Origin of the sequence: Caballeronia sp. GACF4, from assembly GCF_023631025.1 — a bacterium.
Lineage (GTDB): Bacteria > Pseudomonadota > Gammaproteobacteria > Burkholderiales > Burkholderiaceae > Caballeronia.
The window spans coordinates 25,473-42,239 of the sequence record NZ_JALQDW010000018.1; the positions used below are offsets into that span (position 1 = coordinate 25,473).

At 63.2% G+C, this 16,767-nt stretch carries 12 protein-coding genes and 1 pseudogene; 7 read left to right on the forward strand and 6 right to left on the reverse strand.

Annotated features, from left to right (window positions below):
• Positions 1 to 31: 31 nt before the first annotated feature.
• Entirely contained in the window at positions 32 to 1,612 is a 1,581-nt protein-coding gene (locus NCR40_RS15225) for a 3'-5' exonuclease family protein (RefSeq protein WP_250509864.1), read from the reverse strand.
• A 179-nt stretch (positions 1,613 to 1,791) separates the two neighbouring features.
• On the opposite strand from NCR40_RS15225, the gene NCR40_RS15230 reads away from it, so the two are divergent.
• Positions 1,792 to 2,661, forward strand: a complete 870-nt coding sequence (locus NCR40_RS15230) for a proteasome-type protease (protein ID WP_244828698.1) — start codon at positions 1,792 to 1,794, stop codon at positions 2,659 to 2,661.
• Between the two features lie 15 nt (positions 2,662 to 2,676).
• Here the strand turns inward: NCR40_RS15230 and NCR40_RS15235 are convergent, their stop codons facing one another.
• From NCR40_RS15235 to NCR40_RS15245, 3 genes are all read right to left on the reverse strand, one after another.
• Entirely contained in the window at positions 2,677 to 3,642 is a 966-nt protein-coding gene (locus NCR40_RS15235) for a glycerophosphodiester phosphodiesterase family protein (protein WP_502800986.1), read from the reverse strand.
• Positions 3,643 to 3,861: 219 nt separating this feature from the next.
• Entirely contained in the window at positions 3,862 to 5,031 is a 1,170-nt protein-coding gene (locus NCR40_RS15240; RefSeq protein ID WP_244828696.1) for a porin, read from the reverse strand.
• A gap of 343 nt (positions 5,032 to 5,374) precedes the next feature.
• Positions 5,375 to 6,742 (reverse strand): YihY/virulence factor BrkB family protein, encoded by a 1,368-nt coding sequence (locus NCR40_RS15245; RefSeq protein ID WP_250509865.1) that lies wholly within the window; start codon positions 6,740 to 6,742, stop codon positions 5,375 to 5,377.
• A gap of 237 nt (positions 6,743 to 6,979) precedes the next feature.
• Between NCR40_RS15245 and fdnG the strand changes: the two genes are divergently transcribed.
• From fdnG to NCR40_RS15260, 3 genes are read left to right on the forward strand one after another with little or no spacing between them, the layout of a single operon-like run.
• The gene (fdnG, locus tag NCR40_RS15250; protein WP_250509866.1) at positions 6,980 to 10,057 is read left to right on the forward strand and encodes a formate dehydrogenase-N subunit alpha; all 3,078 of its coding nucleotides are present in this window, start codon (positions 6,980 to 6,982) and stop codon (positions 10,055 to 10,057) included.
• Positions 10,058 to 10,067: 10 nt separating this feature from the next.
• On the forward strand, positions 10,068 to 11,000 hold the full coding sequence (gene fdxH / locus NCR40_RS15255; RefSeq protein ID WP_244828693.1) for a formate dehydrogenase subunit beta: 933 nt from the start codon (positions 10,068 to 10,070) through the stop codon (positions 10,998 to 11,000).
• Positions 10,987 to 11,637 carry a formate dehydrogenase subunit gamma gene (locus NCR40_RS15260; RefSeq protein ID WP_244828692.1) on the forward strand — a complete coding sequence of 217 codons (651 nt, stop codon included), beginning with the start codon at positions 10,987 to 10,989 and terminating at the stop codon, positions 11,635 to 11,637. The genes fdxH and NCR40_RS15260 overlap by 14 nt, the downstream gene beginning before the upstream one ends.
• A gap of 12 nt (positions 11,638 to 11,649) precedes the next feature.
• Here the strand turns inward: NCR40_RS15260 and NCR40_RS15265 are convergent.
• Both NCR40_RS15265 and NCR40_RS15270 read right to left on the reverse strand, forming a co-directional pair.
• Positions 11,650 to 11,995: pseudogene (locus tag NCR40_RS15265) on the reverse strand (type II toxin-antitoxin system ChpB family toxin).
• Positions 11,989 to 12,240, reverse strand: a complete 252-nt coding sequence (locus NCR40_RS15270; RefSeq protein ID WP_250509867.1) for an AbrB/MazE/SpoVT family DNA-binding domain-containing protein — start codon at positions 12,238 to 12,240, stop codon at positions 11,989 to 11,991. The pseudogene NCR40_RS15265 and the gene NCR40_RS15270 overlap by 7 nt, the downstream one beginning before the upstream one ends.
• A 119-nt stretch (positions 12,241 to 12,359) precedes the next feature.
• Here NCR40_RS15270 and fdhE point away from each other — a divergent pair, with 119 nt between their 5' ends.
• Genes fdhE through selB form a run of 3 tightly spaced genes read left to right on the forward strand, consistent with a single transcriptional unit; the run spans position 12,360 to position 16,717 of the window.
• Complete coding sequence (gene fdhE / locus NCR40_RS15275) at positions 12,360 to 13,337, forward strand: formate dehydrogenase accessory protein FdhE (RefSeq protein WP_250509868.1); 978 nt, start codon at positions 12,360 to 12,362, stop codon at positions 13,335 to 13,337.
• A gap of 18 nt (positions 13,338 to 13,355) precedes the next feature.
• The gene (gene selA, locus NCR40_RS15280; RefSeq protein WP_250493177.1) at positions 13,356 to 14,807 is read left to right on the forward strand and encodes an L-seryl-tRNA(Sec) selenium transferase; all 1,452 of its coding nucleotides are present in this window, start codon (positions 13,356 to 13,358) and stop codon (positions 14,805 to 14,807) included.
• Positions 14,804 to 16,717, forward strand: a complete 1,914-nt coding sequence (gene selB / locus NCR40_RS15285; protein ID WP_250509869.1) for a selenocysteine-specific translation elongation factor — start codon at positions 14,804 to 14,806, stop codon at positions 16,715 to 16,717. Before selA ends, selB begins: the two co-directional genes overlap by 4 nt.
• The last annotated feature ends 50 nt before the right edge of the window (positions 16,718 to 16,767 follow it).

Here is a 16,767-nt window from a genome sequence, read left to right on the forward strand (position 1 = left end):
CGCGCCGTGTCGTTAGGGCGCCGTCTTCGCGTCAGAAACCCAATGCGAATTGATCTTCGACGTAACGCGTCTTCATGCGCTTCGTCTTCGTTTGGGTCGGCGCCGGCGTCTTCATCGGCGCCGCCACGATTTGCGCGATCTGCGCGACGAGACTGAACGCAGGTCGCGCATCGCACGCGATCCATTCGAACTGACCGGCCGACAGGCGTTTCGCGATCAGCGCGTACACATCCGGGTCGAACGGACGTATCTCCGGCGCACTGGCAAGCAACGATGCAATTTCATCGCGCGCGGCGCATGTGCCGAGATAGCACCATCGATCGATGACATGCCACGCCTCGCGATTCGTCGATGCATCGCGTTCGCTGATCGCGATGGCGCCTTCATGCGGCCAGCGCACGAGGCGCGCATTGCCGAGCGCTTCGAGCGCACGCGCCGCATGGTCCGCGAACGGCTCCGCGCCCGCGCATGAACCGAGACAGCGCTTCACCTGATAGCCGAAGCAACCGCGCGCCGGTCCCGCTTTTTCCAGGCCGAGCGTGGCGTGGCAGAGTCGATGTTCATCGGCGAGATGGCGCAGATACGCATGCGCCTTGGCGCGCGATTCGAACACGCCGAAGAGATGCGCCTCGCGCGACAGATCGCGCTTGCTCGCGCGCAGCAGCACGGGCGCAGGCGCGCCCGGCAGCCATTGCCACGCGCACGCCGCCGACGCGCGCTTGAGCAGCCGGTTATGCAGCGGCTGCAAGTCCTTCACGAGCTTCGCTTCGAGCAACAGCGCGCCGAGTTCGCCCACGGTCTCGCGGTATTCGATTCTGCGGATGGCCTGCGATATCGACAAATCCTTCGCCAACCGATGATCCCCCGCGAAATGCGCGCTCACACGCTGCTTCAGATTCACGCTCTTGCCGACGTAGAGCGTGAGGTCGTCCGCGCCGTGGAAGAGATAGACGCCGGGCGTGGCAGGCAACGCGTCGAGCGCGCCTTCGGGCAACGCGGCGGGCAGGCTCGCGCGCCTGACGAGCGCTTTCACGGCGGCATCGACGAGTTCTTGCGAATAGAGCGCGTGAATCTTCTGCCAGAACTGCCAGAGGAGGTCGGCATCGGCGAGCGCGCGGTGACGTCCTTCAGGCGCGAGATTGAAGCGCGCGATGAGCGCATCGAGCCCATGACGTTCGACCGATGGAAAGAGCGAGCGCGACAAGCGCACCGTGCACAGCGTGTCCGCGCGAAACGCAATGCCCGCGCGACGGAACTCGTTCTTGAGGAAGCCGTAGTCGAAGCGCGCGTTATGCGCGACGAAAAGCTTGCCCTGGAGACGCTCGGCAAGCGCCTGCGCGAGCGATTCGAAAGTGGGCTGACCGCGCACCATGCTGTCCTCGATGCCCGTCAGACGCGAGATGAACGGGGGCACCGGCATGCCCGGATCGACGAGCACGCTATAGCGTTCGATGCCCGCCTTGCTCACTTCTATGACGCCGATTTCGGTGATGCGATCCACCGTCGGATTGCTGCCGGTGGTTTCCAGGTCGACGAACACGATGGGACGCGCGAGGCCTGCGAGCAGCGTGTCCGCTGCGAATTCATCGAGGTCGTCCGTGAGATCGTGCATGAATAAGGTGCTGGAAGTGCGCGCTGGTGACGCTCTCAAGCAGCGCGGATAAGTGCCGTTAATCAGTTTAATGCCTTTACTGCCGCATTTATGCGATTCAGCGAAAAAACGCAGCGCGAATGCGATGCGCGGGCAGCGTCAGTACAATAGCGTTTTGTTTGGCTTCAGGATTGATCGACATGACTTATTGCGTGGGTATGTGTGTGGACGAGGGCCTCGTGTTCCTTTCCGATACGCGCACGAATGCCGGTGTGGACCACGTAAGCGCCGCCCGCAAAATGACTGTTTTCGAACAGCCGGGAGACCGGGTGATCGTGCTGCTCGCGGCCGGTAACCTCGCGCTCACGCAAGCGGTGACGCACATGCTCGCCGAACCCGCGGACCCGGACGCGCCCACGCTTTATAGCGTCGCCACCATGGCGGAAGCCGCGCGCATCGTCGGCGACGCGGTGCGCGAAGTGCATCGGCGCGACGCGCTTTCGCTCGCGGAATTCAGCGTCGATTTCAACTGCAGCTTCATTCTCGGCGGTCAGATACACGGCCAGCCGCCGCGCCTTTTCATGGTTTATGCAGCGGGTAACTTCATAGAATCGACGCGCGTTTCGCCTTATTTTCAGATTGGCGAGTCGAAATACGGCAAGCCGATCATCGACCGCGTCATTACGCCGTCCACGGATCTCGACGAAGTCGCGAAATGCGCGCTTATCTCCATGGATTCGACGCTGCGTTCGAATCTCTCGGTGGGCTTGCCGCTCGACTTGCTGGTCTACGAGAAAGACGCGTTGCGCGTGACGCGTTTCGCCTCGCTCGACAACGACAGCGCGTATTACCAGATGATCCACCGCACGTGGGGCGAGCGCCTGCGGCAGATTTTCGGCGAGATTCCGAACCCTTCGTGGACCGATCTGGCCAACGTGCCGCTGCGTCCGCGCGAGTCGCGCACGATCGTGCCGCGGCTCGTCATTGGCGATCTGCCAAGTTCTGGTGAAGCGCCGGCGCAGACGCTCGCCGAGGACGTGGATTCAAACGGCAACGCGCCGCAGCAGTAGACCTTCAAGAATCCTTCAGGGCGCGTTTGCAGGGCACTGCAGCGGCTCGGCGAGGCTTGTCTTGCTCGCGTATGCTCGGCGCGGCGAATCGGCCAGCACGGCGTCCATTCCAAGACACGCGGCGGCGCGATAATCCTCCGCCTGGTCGACCCCGATCGCCAGAATCCGGACCTTGCCGTTCGTCTTGAAGCAACTGACCGCCTGCGGCGTCCAGAGTCGCGCATCCACGGCGGAGCGCGCTTCGCCAAGCGTGAACGTCTCGACCAAATCCATCTTTCTCCTGTATTCGAACGCCGTCCATGCGCCTTCGGGCGGCGGCTTTCGGCACTCGTGCTCCAGCGCGACTTGCGCCAAGCGCTCACGCGTCGCATCGCGCGATTCGAAAAGACGCGCTTCGCGATAAGGCGCAAACGCCGCCTGGTAGGCGGCATCCGTCGAATAGATCAGCACGCGCGGCCACGCGCTTTCCTCGCTCAGCACGCGGGCGACGGCGCTTGCCTGCGTTTCGGCGGGCAGCGCTTTCATGTCGAGTATGACCGTCGTGGACGATGGAATGGCCCGCAATGCCTCGGCGAGCGAGGGAATAGGCAACGGCCGCGCGCGATACGGATACTGCTTCTCGCCGTTCGCATCCGTCTGCGTGAAGTTCCAGCCCGCGTTCAGGCTTCGCAACGCGGCGAATTCGTGGCTGGCGACAGTGCCCGTGCCATTTGTGTTTGCGGAGAGATCGGCCGGACGATAGAGCACCGGGACGCCATCGCGCGTGAGTTGCACGGTGAGCCAGATCGCATCCGCGTGATTCGCGAGCGCGGTCTCAATGGCGAGCAGGGTGTTTTCAGGCGCGTCCGCCGCGCCGCCGCGATGCGCGACGATCATTGGCAAAGCGTTACGGGATGCGGCTGGCACAGGCGCGAAACGGCAGGCGCCGAGCAAGACAAGCCAAGCGAAACACGAGACAGCGGCGAATTGGCGCGACAGCATGAACGAATCTCCCCGGATGCTTGGTTATCCGAACGATTGTGCTTTATGCGCGCGCGTCGATGAAGCCCGTCGGCACAATTTGTTGCGGTTCACGCTGGCTCGGAGTGTGGGACAAAGGCTTCGCACAAGAAAAAACAGCCACCGGAAAACCGGTGGCTGTCGAGGTGTGCTGCTCTATCGTGTGGCGCGGTACTCGCGTACCGGGCCATCCGCTTGTTCTTAGAACTTGTGACGCACGCCGATGATGACGATTTCCTGATGGCTGCTGCCGCTGTCGTAGCCGTAGGAACCGATCGAGGCTTGCGCCGAGTTGATGCCGCCCGTCGTGCCGTCGCGCTGATCGCCGCTTGCGTGCTGGTAAGCCGCAACCGCGTAGAAGTCCGTGCGCTTCGACAGCGAGTAGTCCGCACCCAGGCTGGCCTGGTGGTACTTGGCCGACGTGTCGCCGCCCGACTTCGTGTAGGTGTAGCCCACGCCAAGCAGCAGCGCCGGGGTTGCCTGGAAGTTCACGAAACCGTTGCCGACGTTGAAGTGTTCCGAGCCGAAGCGCGAACCACCGTCTGCCTTGAACTGTGCATTGCTGTACGAACCGCCGACCGTGAACGCGCCGATCGTGTACTGAACAGCGCCGCGAGCGATACCGATTGCGTGCGCCGATGCGTATGCGTTGTTGATCGGGCCGTCGAACAGTGCGTCCGACGTCGTGCTGTTCCACGTGCTTGCGCCCGTCGGCGGAATGCGGCCGGCGTTCGGGTTGTTAGCGTAGAAGTAGCCGCCGGCGACTGCCAGGGGACCGTTGTTATATGTTGCAGCGCCCGACCAGGTTTGACCTTGGCCCGTTGCGCCTGCCAGACCCGAGAAGCCGTACAGGCCTTCGACCTGGAAGCCCGCGTAGTTCGGCGAAACGTACTTGACGGCGTTGCTCACGCGCAGCGAGTTGTCGTAGTTGTCGACGTCGCCCGGCGTTGCGAAGATTGCGCCCCAGTAGTTGTCGGCCGTGATGCCTTGGACCATGTCAACCAGCGGATCGTATTGGCGACCCAGGGTGACCGTACCCCACTGATTGCCCGACAAACCGACGAATGCTTGACGACCGAACTCGCGGCCACCTTGGCCGAGACGGCCGGTGCCGATGTCAAAGCCGCTTTCCAACTGGAAAATCGCCTTCAGACCGCCGCCCAGATCTTCTTGACCCTTCAGGCCCCAGCGATCGCCGGACAGATTGCCGTTGATCATGCCGTACAGGTGGTCGCCATTTGCGTTGGCGTTGCTCACATAACCGAGACCAGCGTCGATCACGCCATACAGCGTCACGCTCGTTTGTGCCTGTGCCGCGCCAGCTGCGCCGAGCAGCGCCAGCGAGAGGGACGTCAGTGCGAATCGTTTCATCGAATTCTCCACGCGATTGTTAAATATCGTTGTTGCCGGCGCAGAGAATAACGCAACGTTTCGAATCTTAAGAAACGAAAAAAATTTACTGTCTCGTAAAAGACACAGTTTCTAACGTGGTCTCAAAAAGGGGGATTTCTGTTTGTTTTGAACGGGTTGCGGGTGACAGGCTATCTTGAAATTAGTTCCGCGCTCAATTCTAGGATATTCCAATGGCGCGCGATTACCATCAATCCGATTAACAAACCGCAGCCGCGAGCGGGTATTTTCCTTTCACCGAGGCAACAAAAAACGCCGCGCCCTAGAGGCGCGGCGTTCGTGGAAGGCGAAAAGGAAATGCGGATCAGCTTTGCAGGTCGTCGTTTTCCCGAGGCGCGGAGCCGCGGCGTGTAAGCAACGCGACTGCCATTCCCGCGCTTGCCGCGAAAAACACCGAGCGCCACGGGTGCCGCTTCACTGCGGCATTGGCGGTCGATGCCTTGCGACCCGCGCCCAGCATGGCCATCGCCGTGGCGCGCGTCGCGGTGCTCTCGACGCGCGCGATCTTGCGCGATATCTCCAGCGCCTTCGCCACCGCCGATACCTTCTTGCGCGCCTGTCCCGTCAACAACTGTGTGTGTTGAGCGCGCGCGCCGATGGCACGCCGGGCGCTCGTGGGCACGGGCGCATCGTTCCGAGCGCTGGCGGGCGATACGACTGGCGCTGTGCTCGATGCCTCCGTCGCCGCCGCCGATGCGGATGCCGCCGCGGGCATGCCCGTGCGCGTGGAAGCCGCGAGCATCGAACCGATCTTGGCGCGGCTGCCCGGCGGCACGCGTCCCATGTTTTGCTGGCCCCACGCGCCGCGCGGATCGTGCAGACGCGCGCGCGCCGCCGAGAACTCCGCGCCGAGCAACAACACGGCCGCCGAAAAATACAGCCACATGAGCAGAACCGCGAGCGATCCGGCCGCGCCGAACGCGCTGGCCGTGCCTGCGTGCGTCAAATAGAGCGCGAACAGTTTCTTGCCCGCCGAGAACAGCAGCGCCGCGACGAGCCCGCCGACGAGCGCGTCGCGCCACTGCACGGGGGCATCGGGGAGAAATTTGAGCAGCGCGCCGAACGCGACGGTCAGAATGGCGAGACCGGCGACCAATTGAACGATATCGCCGATGATCACGAACGGCGAGTCGCCCCAGAGCCACATGCCGACGGCCTGGATCGCGGTGTCCAGCACCAGCGAGACGATCAGGAGAAACGCCACGCCGAGCACGAGTCCAAACGAGATGAGCCGCACGCGCACCATCGCAAAGACGCTCGAGCGCTGATCGCCCGTGAGCGGCCATACAAGATTGAGCGCCGTATTGAGGGATGAAAACGTCGCCGACGCCCCGATCGCGAGCAGCGCGAACGAGATGACCGCCGCGATGCCCGTCCCGCCGCTGCGATGCGCATTCTCGACAATACTCTGCACGCCCGCCGCGCCCTGATCGCCGAGCAGCCCGTTGACCTGATGAAAGAGCTGACCGCGCGCGGCTTCGGCGCCAAACACCCAACCGGCCACGGCGATCACCATGACGAGCGTCGGCGCAAGCGAAAACGCAGAATAGAAGGCGATACTCGCGGCCATCGCGGCGCAGCGATCCTCTGAAAATTTCTTGAGCGCGCCGAGCACCCAGGAGGCGTCCTTTTTGACGACGGCTTCGATCTTCTGTGTGGATACGGAACTCATGGCGGACCTCTGGATACGATGAACGGACTGACCAAACTCGAACGAAGGAGAGCAGGAACTATTCCAGTCCAACCGTAAGTCGACGTGACTGGGTGCAACGTTTGGCTCTTGAACGCGCGTCGGCGCAACGCCACAACGAGGCTTCGCATCGAGTCGAAAGTGCCGTGTTCGCCAGCGAAATAGGACAGCGCGCCCTATAATTTCGCCACCCACATTACAAAACGCCGAGGCACTAAAATGCTGCAAATGTCACGGCGACAGTTCCTGAAGGTTTCAGCGAGCACGCTCGCCGGATCGAGCCTGGCGGCGCTAGGCTTCTCTCCGGCACCTGCGCTCGCCGAAGTTCGTCAGTACAAGCTGTCGCGTACCACGGAAACGCGTAATACCTGCCCGTACTGCTCAGTCGGATGCGGCATCCTCATGTACGGCCTCGGCGACAACGCCAAGAATGCGAAGGCCAGCATCATCCATATCGAAGGCGACCCCGACCATCCCGTCAATCGCGGCACGCTGTGCCCGAAGGGTGCATCGCTCATCGACTTCATTCATAGTCCCAGCCGCCTCATGCATCCCGAGTATCGCGCGCCGGGATCGGACGAATGGAAGCGCATCTCGTGGGAAGACGCGCTCGACCGTATCGCCAAACTGATGAAGGAAGATCGCGACGCGAATTTCGTCGAGACCACGGCGGACGGCAAGAAGGTGAATCGCTGGCTGACCACGGGCATGCTCGCGGCGTCGGCGGGCAGCAACGAAGTCGGCTATCTGACGCATAAAACTGCCCGCAGCCTGGGCATGCTCGCATTCGACAATCAGGCGCGTGTCTGACATGGCCCGACGGTGGCAGGTCTTGCCCCGACGTTTGGCCGTGGAGCGATGACGAACCATTGGGTCGACATCAAGAACGCGGACGTGATTCTGGTAATGGGCGGCAACGCAGCCGAGGCGCATCCGTGCGGTTTCAAGTGGGTGACCGAGGCGAAGGCGCATCGCAAGACGCGTCTCATCGTGGTCGATCCGCGCTTTACGCGCACCGCATCGGTGGCGGATTTATATGCGCCGATTCGCACGGGAAGCGACATCGCGTTCCTGGGCGGCATCATCAATTACCTGCTCACCAACGACAAGATTCAGCACGAGTACGTCCGCAACTACACGGACATGTCCTTTATCGTGCGCGAGGACTTCGCGTTCAAGGACGGCGAGTTCTCGGGCTATAACGCCGAGAAGCGCAACTACGACAAGTCGAGCTGGGACTACGAACGCGGCGACGATGGCTTCGTCAAGGTCGATCCGACCTTGCAGCATCCGCGCTGTGTCTACAACCTGCTCAAGCAGCATTTCTCGACCTATACGCCCGAGATGGTGACGAAGGTCTGCGGCACGCCGACCGACAAGTTCCTCAAGGTCTGCGAGATGCTTGCCACGACCGCCGCTCCGAATCGCGCGGGAACCATTCTGTATGCGCTCGGCTGGACGCATCACTCGGTTGGCGCGCAGATGATCCGCACCGGCGCGATGGTGCAACTTCTGCTTGGCAACATCGGCATGGCGGGCGGCGGCATGAACGCGCTGCGGGGGCACTCGAACATTCAAGGCCTGACCGATCTCGGCCTGATGTCGAATCTGCTGCCCGGCTATATGACCTTGCCGATGGAAGGCGAGCAGGACTTCGACGAGTTCATCAAGAAGCGCGCGACGCAGCCCTTGCGGCCGAATCAGTTGAGCTACTGGAAGAACTATCGCGCGTTCCATGTGAGCTTCATGAAGTCATGGTGGGGCGACAACGCGACCGCCGAGAACAACTTCGGCTTCGACTATCTGCCGAAGCTCGACAAGTCCTACGACATGCTCCAGGTATTCGAGCTGATGGCGCAGGGCAAGATGAACGGCTATATCGCGCAGGGTTTCAATCCGCTCGCGGCCGCGCCGAACAAGGCGAAGATCGGGCTTGGACTGTCGAAGCTGAAGTGGCTCGTCATCATGGACCCGCTCGCCACCGAGACTTCCGAGTTCTGGAAGAACCACGGCGAGTTCAACGATGTCGACGCCTCGAAGATTCAGACTGAAGTCTTCCGTCTGCCGACCACGTGTTTCGCGGAAGAGCGCGGCTCGCTCGTGAGTTCGAGCCGCGTGCTGCAATGGCATTGGCAGGGCGCGGTCGCTCCGGGCGAAGCGAAGAGCGACCTGGAGATCATGTCGGGGCTGTGGCTGCGCATTCGGCAGGCCTATAAGGAAAAGGGCGGCAAGTATCCCGATCCTATCCTCAACATGACCTGGCCTTATGCGGACCCGGAAAGTCCGACGCCCGAAGAGATCGCGATGGAGTTCAACGGCCGCGCGCTCGCGGATGTCGCCGATCCCACCGACAAGACGAAGGTGCTGGCGAAGAAGGGCGAGCAGTTGTCGAGCTTCGCGCTTTTGCGTGACGATGGCTCGACGGCGAGCGGTTGCTGGATCTTCTGCGGATCGTGGACGCAAGCGGGCAATCAGATGGGCCGGCGCGACAACTCGGACCCGACGGGCATCGGTCAAACGCTCGGCTGGGCGTGGGCGTGGCCGGCGAATCGCCGTGTGCTCTACAACCGCGCGTCATGCGATGTGAGCGGCAAGCCTTTCGACCCGACGCGCAAGCTGATCGCATGGAACGGCAAGGCGTGGACCGGACCGGACATTCCCGATTTCAAGGCCGACGAGCCCCCGGAGAACGGCATGAATCCGTTCATCATGAATCCGGAGGGCGTGGCGCGTTTCTTCGCGCGCGACGGCATGAACGAAGGACCGTTCCCGGTGCATTACGAACCGTTCGAGACGCCGCTCGGCTATAACCCGTTCTTCCCGGACAACAAGGCCGTGGTGAGCAATCCAGCCGCGCGCATCTTCCCGGATGACCGCGCGGCGCTCGGCACCGCCGACAAGTTCCCGGACACGGCAACGACCTATCGCCTGACCGAGCACTTCCACTACTGGACCAAGCACGCGCGACTCAACGCCATCGTGCAGCCGCAGCAGTTCGTGGAAATCGGCGAGGAACACGCAAAGGAAGTGGGCGTCGTGGCGGGCGAGCGCGTGAAGGTATCGAGCAATCGCGGGCATATCGTCGCGGTGGCGCTCGTCACCAAGCGCATCAAGCCATTGAACGTGGAGGGCAAGAAGGTGCATACCGTCGGCCTGCCGCTGCATTGGGGCTTCAAGGGCCTCACGCAGCCGGGCTATCTCGTCAACACACTGACGCCTTCCGTGGGCGACGGGAACTCGCAGACACCGGAGTTCAAGTCGTTCCTCGTGAAGGTCGAAAAAGCCGAGAAGGCGTAAAGGAGACGAGATGGCTCTGCAATCGCTCGACATCAAGCGCCTCTCGGCCACCACCACGCCGCCGCCGCAAGTCCGCGAGCCGGTGACGGGGACGGTCGCGAAGCTCATCGACGTATCGAAGTGCATCGGCTGCAAGGCATGTCAGACGGCGTGCATGGAGTGGAACGACCTGCGCGACGACGTCGGTCATACGACCGGCGTCTACGACAATCCGCGTGATCTCACCGAACATTCGTGGACGGTGATGCGCTTCACGGAGTACGAGAACCCGAAGGGCGACCTCGAGTGGCTGATCCGCAAGGACGGCTGCATGCATTGCGAGGATCCGGGGTGTCTCAAGGCGTGTCCGTCGCCGGGCGCGATCGTGCAGTACACCAATGGCATCGTGGATTTTCACGAGGAAAACTGCATCGGCTGCGGATACTGCGTCACGGGCTGCCCGTTCAACATTCCGCGTATTTCCAAGGAAGATCATCGCGCGTACAAGTGCACGCTCTGTTCGGACCGCGTCGCGGTCGGGCAGGAGCCGGCGTGCGTGAAGACGTGTCCGACGGGCGCGATCATGTTCGGCACCAAGGTGGACATGATCACGCAAGCGGAGGATCGCATCGAAGACCTGAAGGAGCGCGGTTTCGAGAACGCGGGTCTTTACAATCCGGCGGGCGTGGGCGGCACGCATGTGATGTACGTGCTGCATCACGCGGATCAGCCGCAGCTTTATCACGGGCTCGCGAAAGACCCGCACATCAGTCCGCTGGTGTCGATCTGGAAAGGCGTCACCAAGCCGCTTGCGATGGCGGGTATCGCGCTGGCCGCGATCGCCGGGTTCTTCCACTACACGCGTGTCGGTCCGAACGAGGTGAGCGCGGAAGAAGAAGCCGAAGCACAGCACGAAGCCGAAGAGGCGTTTCAGCAAAGGGAGCGTTCGAATGAAACACGATAGCGAACTGCGCGACGTGAAGGGCAACCGCCTGATCGTCCGTTACACGCCGAACGAGCGCAGCAATCACTGGATTACCGCGATCACGTTCGTCTTGCTGGCGCTCTCCGGTCTTGCGATGTTTCATCCGTCGATGGCCTGGCTCTACGCAATCTTCGGCGGCGGCCAGTGGACGCGCATTCTGCATCCGTTCGTCGGCTGCGTCATGTTCGTCTCGTTCATGATTCTTGCGCTGCGTTTCTGGCATCACAACTATCTGGACAAGGCCGACGTGCAGTGGATGAAGCAGATCGACGACGTGCTGGCCAATCGCGAAGACCGGCTGCCGGAGATCGGCAAGTACAACGCCGGGCAAAAGCTGCTGTTCTTCACGATGGCCGCTTGCCTGCCGCTTCTGCTGTTGAGCGGCATCGTGATTTGGCGGCGTTACTTCTCGTTCTACTTTCCTATCGAGATCATTCGCGTGGCGGCGGTCGTGCATGCGGCGGCGGCGTTCGTGCTGATCGTCGGGATCATCGTGCATATCTACGCGGCGATCTGGATCAAGGGTTCTGTCGGCGCGATGACACGCGGCACGGTCACTTATGGATGGGCCAGGAAGCACCATCCGCGGTGGTTCAAGGAGATCATCGGCAAGTAGGCCGAATGCGCGTTAGTCGAGAATGGCGTGAGGGCGCGCTAGCGCGTCGTCCGTCACTTCGATTGGCGCGCGTTCCTCGACTCGCACCGCGCGCTTCGAGGTCTAACGTGCGGACCATGTTGACGAGCGCGACGCCTTGCGTCCTTGTGCCAAGCCCGGCGAGCGGGACTGCGAAACCGGCGTATCGCGCGAAGCCGCCGCTCTGCGTGACAGGCGCGACCAGTGCGGTCTCCAGCGCATTGAATGACGCAGCCGAAAGCGCGAGCCCGCCTGAAGTCGCCTTGTTGCTCATGGCCAATTGCCGGACTCAGGCCGACGTGCGCAATATCCCCGTGTCAAATTTGTTGCCTTTCACCATCGCTCACGTCCTACCGGTTTTAGATTGTTCCAGTCAGCCAATTCATCGGAGATAGGCGCCTTCGGGTCGCACTGCGCCTGCAGTTCCTCGAGCGACAATTCGCGACGAGCCGGCATCGGCATGATTCCCTCCGGGCACACCTCGACATTGAATTTGTCGCCAAGGGTCAGTTTCATGCCTTCCAGCAGCGCGGCGGGCAACCGGACTGCCGCGCCATTTCCCTGCTTCCGTATTGAAAGTTCCATTTTGAATTTCCGTTGGCGTGGACTCATTTTTGTACCTCCGCGCGGAGCATGAGTATCGCTGAGCGCTCCGTTATAAGCTGTTATTCTTGATCCCGCCCCGACCTTCCTCAAGGAATCCCGTGGTCCAACGCATTCTCGAAGCCGCCAAGATCGAGTCTCTCGATCCTTCGGCCATTCCCCGTCTTCGCATGCCCGAACGCGGCACCGTGTTCGCCGCCCGCGCCGCGCGTCTGTTGCAACTCGCCGAAGCGAGCAATCCGATCGCGGGCTATCTGCGTCTCATGGCCGCGCTCGCCGATGCGCAGCAACGCATCCTTTCGACATCCACCGCTTTGATGCCCGCGCGCGAGTCGATCGAACGCAATCAGCAGCATTCGATGCCTATCGTCCCCGCGCTCACCGACGAGCGCGATCCCGCGTGGCGCGACGTGCTGTTCATGCTGCTCGACAGTATCGAAGCCGCGGGCGCGCTCACGCCGCCGCTCGCGCAACTCGTTGCGCGTCTGCGCACGACCGACGCCGCCACGCTCGACACGCAGGCCGACGCGATCATCGCGCTGCGCTTCGCGGAGATCGATCCGGCGGCGGCGCCATTCATCGTCGCCGCGCTGCAAGTGGTGTGGACCGATCTGGCCACGCGCATCGCCGTGTCGGATGTGCCTTATCTCGATGCGCCCGGCGTCTGCCCGCTCTGCGGCTCGATGCCGGTGGCGAGCATCGTGCGCGTCGGCGGCACGCATGATGGATATCGCTACGTGCAGTGCGGCTTGTGCTCGACCGAATGGCATGTCGTGCGCGCCAAATGCTCGAATTGCGACTCCACCAAGGGCATTGCGTATCACGCCATGGGCACGCCCACGGACGACGAAACCGAGGAGCAACGCGCCGCCCGCGCGAAGCAGGCCGCGCTCAAGGCCGAGTCGTGCGACGAATGCGGCACCTACAGAAAGATCGGCTATCAGGACAAGGCCTACGACTTCGAGCCTTACGCCGACGATCTGGCAAGCCTCACGCTCGACCTTCTGATGGGCGACGCCGGTTTTCGCCGTGCGTCGCCGCATCCGTGGCTGTGGCCCGAACACGTCGATGAAGCATGAAGGGAAGAGGATAGAAGCGTGAGTAATGTCACCGGCAACAACGACAGCGAATTGCGCGCGCTGATGGCACGAGTGCCATCGGTGGAGCGCGTGCTGGCATCGGCGGCATTCGCGCCGGTCTTGGCCGCGCACGGACGCACGCAGACGCTCGCCGTGCTGCGCGCGTCGCTCGACGCATGGCGCGCCGAAGCGCAGGCGGGCCGCGCATCCGTCGAGGCACTGGCCGATGCGAGCCTCGCGGCAAGCGTCGGCGCGACGCTCGACAAGCGCGCGGAAAGCAGCGTGAAAAGCGTCTTCAATCTCACGGGCACGGTGCTGCACACGAACCTCGGCCGCGCGCTGTTGCCGGATGAAGCGCTGCGCGCCGTCGCCGAAGTCCTGACGCGGCCGGCCAATCTCGAATTCGATCTCGCGACCGGCGCGCGCGGCGACCGCGATGACCTCATCAACGAACTCATCTGTGAACTGACGGGCGCCGAAGCCGCGACGGTCGTCAACAACAACGCGGCCGCCGTGCTGCTGACGCTGTCCGCGCTGGCCGCGCGTCGCGAAGTGATCGTGTCGCGCGGCGAGCTGGTCGAGATTGGCGGCGCGTTTCGCATTCCCGACATCATGAGCCGCGCGGGCGCGAAATTGCGCGAAGTCGGCACGACCAACCGCACGCATCTGAAGGATTACGACGAAGCGATCAACGCCAGGACCGCGCTCCTGATGAAAGTGCATTGCAGCAACTACGCGGTCACGGGCTTCACCAAGGAAGTCACGCTCGCGGAACTCGCGCCGCTTGCGAGGGCGCGCGGCTTGCCGGTTGTCGTGGATCTCGGCAGCGGCACGCTCGTCGATTTGGCGCAATGGGGCTTGCCGCGCGAGGCCACGGTTCGCGAGACGGTCGAGGCAGGCGCGCAACTCGTCACCTTCAGCGGCGACAAGCTGCTCGGCGGCCCGCAGGCGGGCCTGATCGTCGGTACGAAGGAACTGATCGCGAAGATCAAGAAGCATCCGCTCAAGCGTGCGCTGCGGGTCGGCAAGCTCACGCTCGCGGCGCTCGAAGCGGTGTTGCGGCTTTATCGCACGCCGGAGACGCTCGCCGAACGTCTCACCACCTTGCGCCTGCTGACGCGTCCCGCGGACGCCATGCGCATTGCCGCCGAACGCATCCGGCCCGTGCTGCAGGCAATGACCGGCGCGGATTTCGTCGTCGCCACCGAGCCGATGTTCAGTCAGATCGGCAGCGGCGCGTTGCCGGTCGATGTCCTGCCGAGTTACGGCCTCGTCGTGCGGCTCACGAGCGGCAAGAAGGCGGGCGGCCAGTTGAATCGCATCGAGCGCAGACTGCGCGATCTGCCGCGCCCGGTCATCGGGCGCATTGCGGATGGCGCGCTGTGGCTCGATCTGCGCTGTCTCGAAGCACAGGACGAAGCCGCGTTCATCGCCCAACTGGAGATGCGGGCAACGGGCCGCAACGCATGATCGTCGGCACGGCGGGGCATATCGATCACGGCAAGACCACACTCGTGCGCGCGTTGTCGGGGGTGGATACGGATCGTCTGAAGGAAGAGAAGGCGCGTGGCATTTCCATCGAACTGGGTTATGCATACGTGCCGCTCGGCGATGGCGGCGTGCTCGGCTTCATCGACGTGCCGGGGCACGAAAAGCTCGTGCATACGATGGCTGCGGGCGCATGCGGCATTGACTTCGCGCTCGTGGTGATCGCCGCCGACGATGGCGTCATGCCGCAAACGCGCGAACATCTCGCGATTCTCCAGTTGCTCGGCGTGAAAGACGGCGCAGTGGCGGTGACGAAATCCGATCGTGTCGATGCCGCGCGCCTGAACGAAGTCCATGCCGAAATCGCCGCGCTTCTAGCCGGCACCGCTTTGCAACACGCACCGCTCTTTAACACCAACGCCACGCGCGATGACGACTCCGGCGTGGCCGCGCTGAACGCGCATCTGCACAATGTCGCCATGCACTGGCGCGCGCGCCGCGACGACGGCTTCTTTCGTTTGGCCGTGGACCGCGTGTTCACGCTCGCGGGCCAGGGCACGGTGGCGACCGGCACGGTGTTCGCGGGGCAGACGAAGGTCGGCGACACGCTGGCGCTCGCGCCGCGCGAGGGCGAAGCGCCGGTTCGTGTGCGCAGCATTCACGCGCAGAATCGCGCTTCGGAGACGGGGCGCGCGGGCGAGCGCTGCGCGCTCAATCTCGCGGGCATCGAGAAAGACGCGCTGTCGCGCGGCGACTGGATTCTCGATGCGCGTCTCGCGCGAGCGTCCGAGCGAATCGACGTCGAACTCACGCTTCTCGCCGATGCCTCGCCGGCGCTCACGCACTGGAGCCCGCTGCATGTACATCTGGGCACGATGCACCGCGTCGCGCACATCGCCTTGCTCGACGGCGAAACGCTCGCGGCCGGGCAGACGGCGCGCGTGCAACTCGTATTCGATAGGCCGGTTTGCGCGCTGCCGGGCGACCGCTTCATCGTTCGCAATGCGCAGGCAGATAAAACGGTAGGCGGCGGGCGTGTGCTCGACCCGTTTGCGCCCGCACGCAAGCGCCGCACGCCGCAGCGCCACGCGTGGCTCGATGCGCTCACCGCGATGCTCGACACCGGCGCCATCGACGAACTCTTCGCGCAGTCGCCGTATGGCTTGCCGCGCTCGCTCGTCGAGCATCTTGCAGGTCGAACGCTTGGATCGATGACCCAGCCCGACGGTCTGCGCAGCATACCCATTCACGACGATGCGCTCTTGATCAGCGTCGCGCGATGGGACGCGTTGCACGCGTGTCTGACGGATGCACTCGCCGCCTTCCACGAACGCTTTGCGGACGAGCAAGGCCCGGATACCGCGCGCCTGCGCCGCATGGCCGCGCCGCTCGCGCCCGAAGCGCTGTGGCGCGCGCTCATCGACGACGCCGTGACGCTAGGCACGATTGAGCGAAGCGGTCCGTGGCTGCATTTGCCATCGCATACGGTTACGCTCGATGCCGCCGAGGACGCGCTGGCCCGCGTCGTGCTCTCATCGATCGAGGAAGGCCGCTTCGACCCGCCGTGGGTCAGGGATTTGGCCACCACGCATGGCGTGCCCGAAGACGCGGTGCGGCGTCTGTTGCGCAAGCTCTCGCGCCGTGGCGATGTCTTTCAGGTGGTGCGCGACTTGTTTTACGGACGCGCGTCCATCGCAGCACTTGCACGGCTGGCTGCCGAACATGCAAATGCGAACGGTGCGATAGGCGCGGCCGCATTTCGCGATGCCAGCGCGCTCGGCCGCAAACGCGCGATCCAGGTTTTGGAGTTCTTCGACAGGGTTGGGTACACTCGGTTTCACCGCGACCTTCATCTGTTGCGAACCGACAGCCGCTGGCACGAATCCGTCTGACTATCGAACGTCGAGTTACGACGTGGAGACCTTCGCGGCGCAGGCTGTCG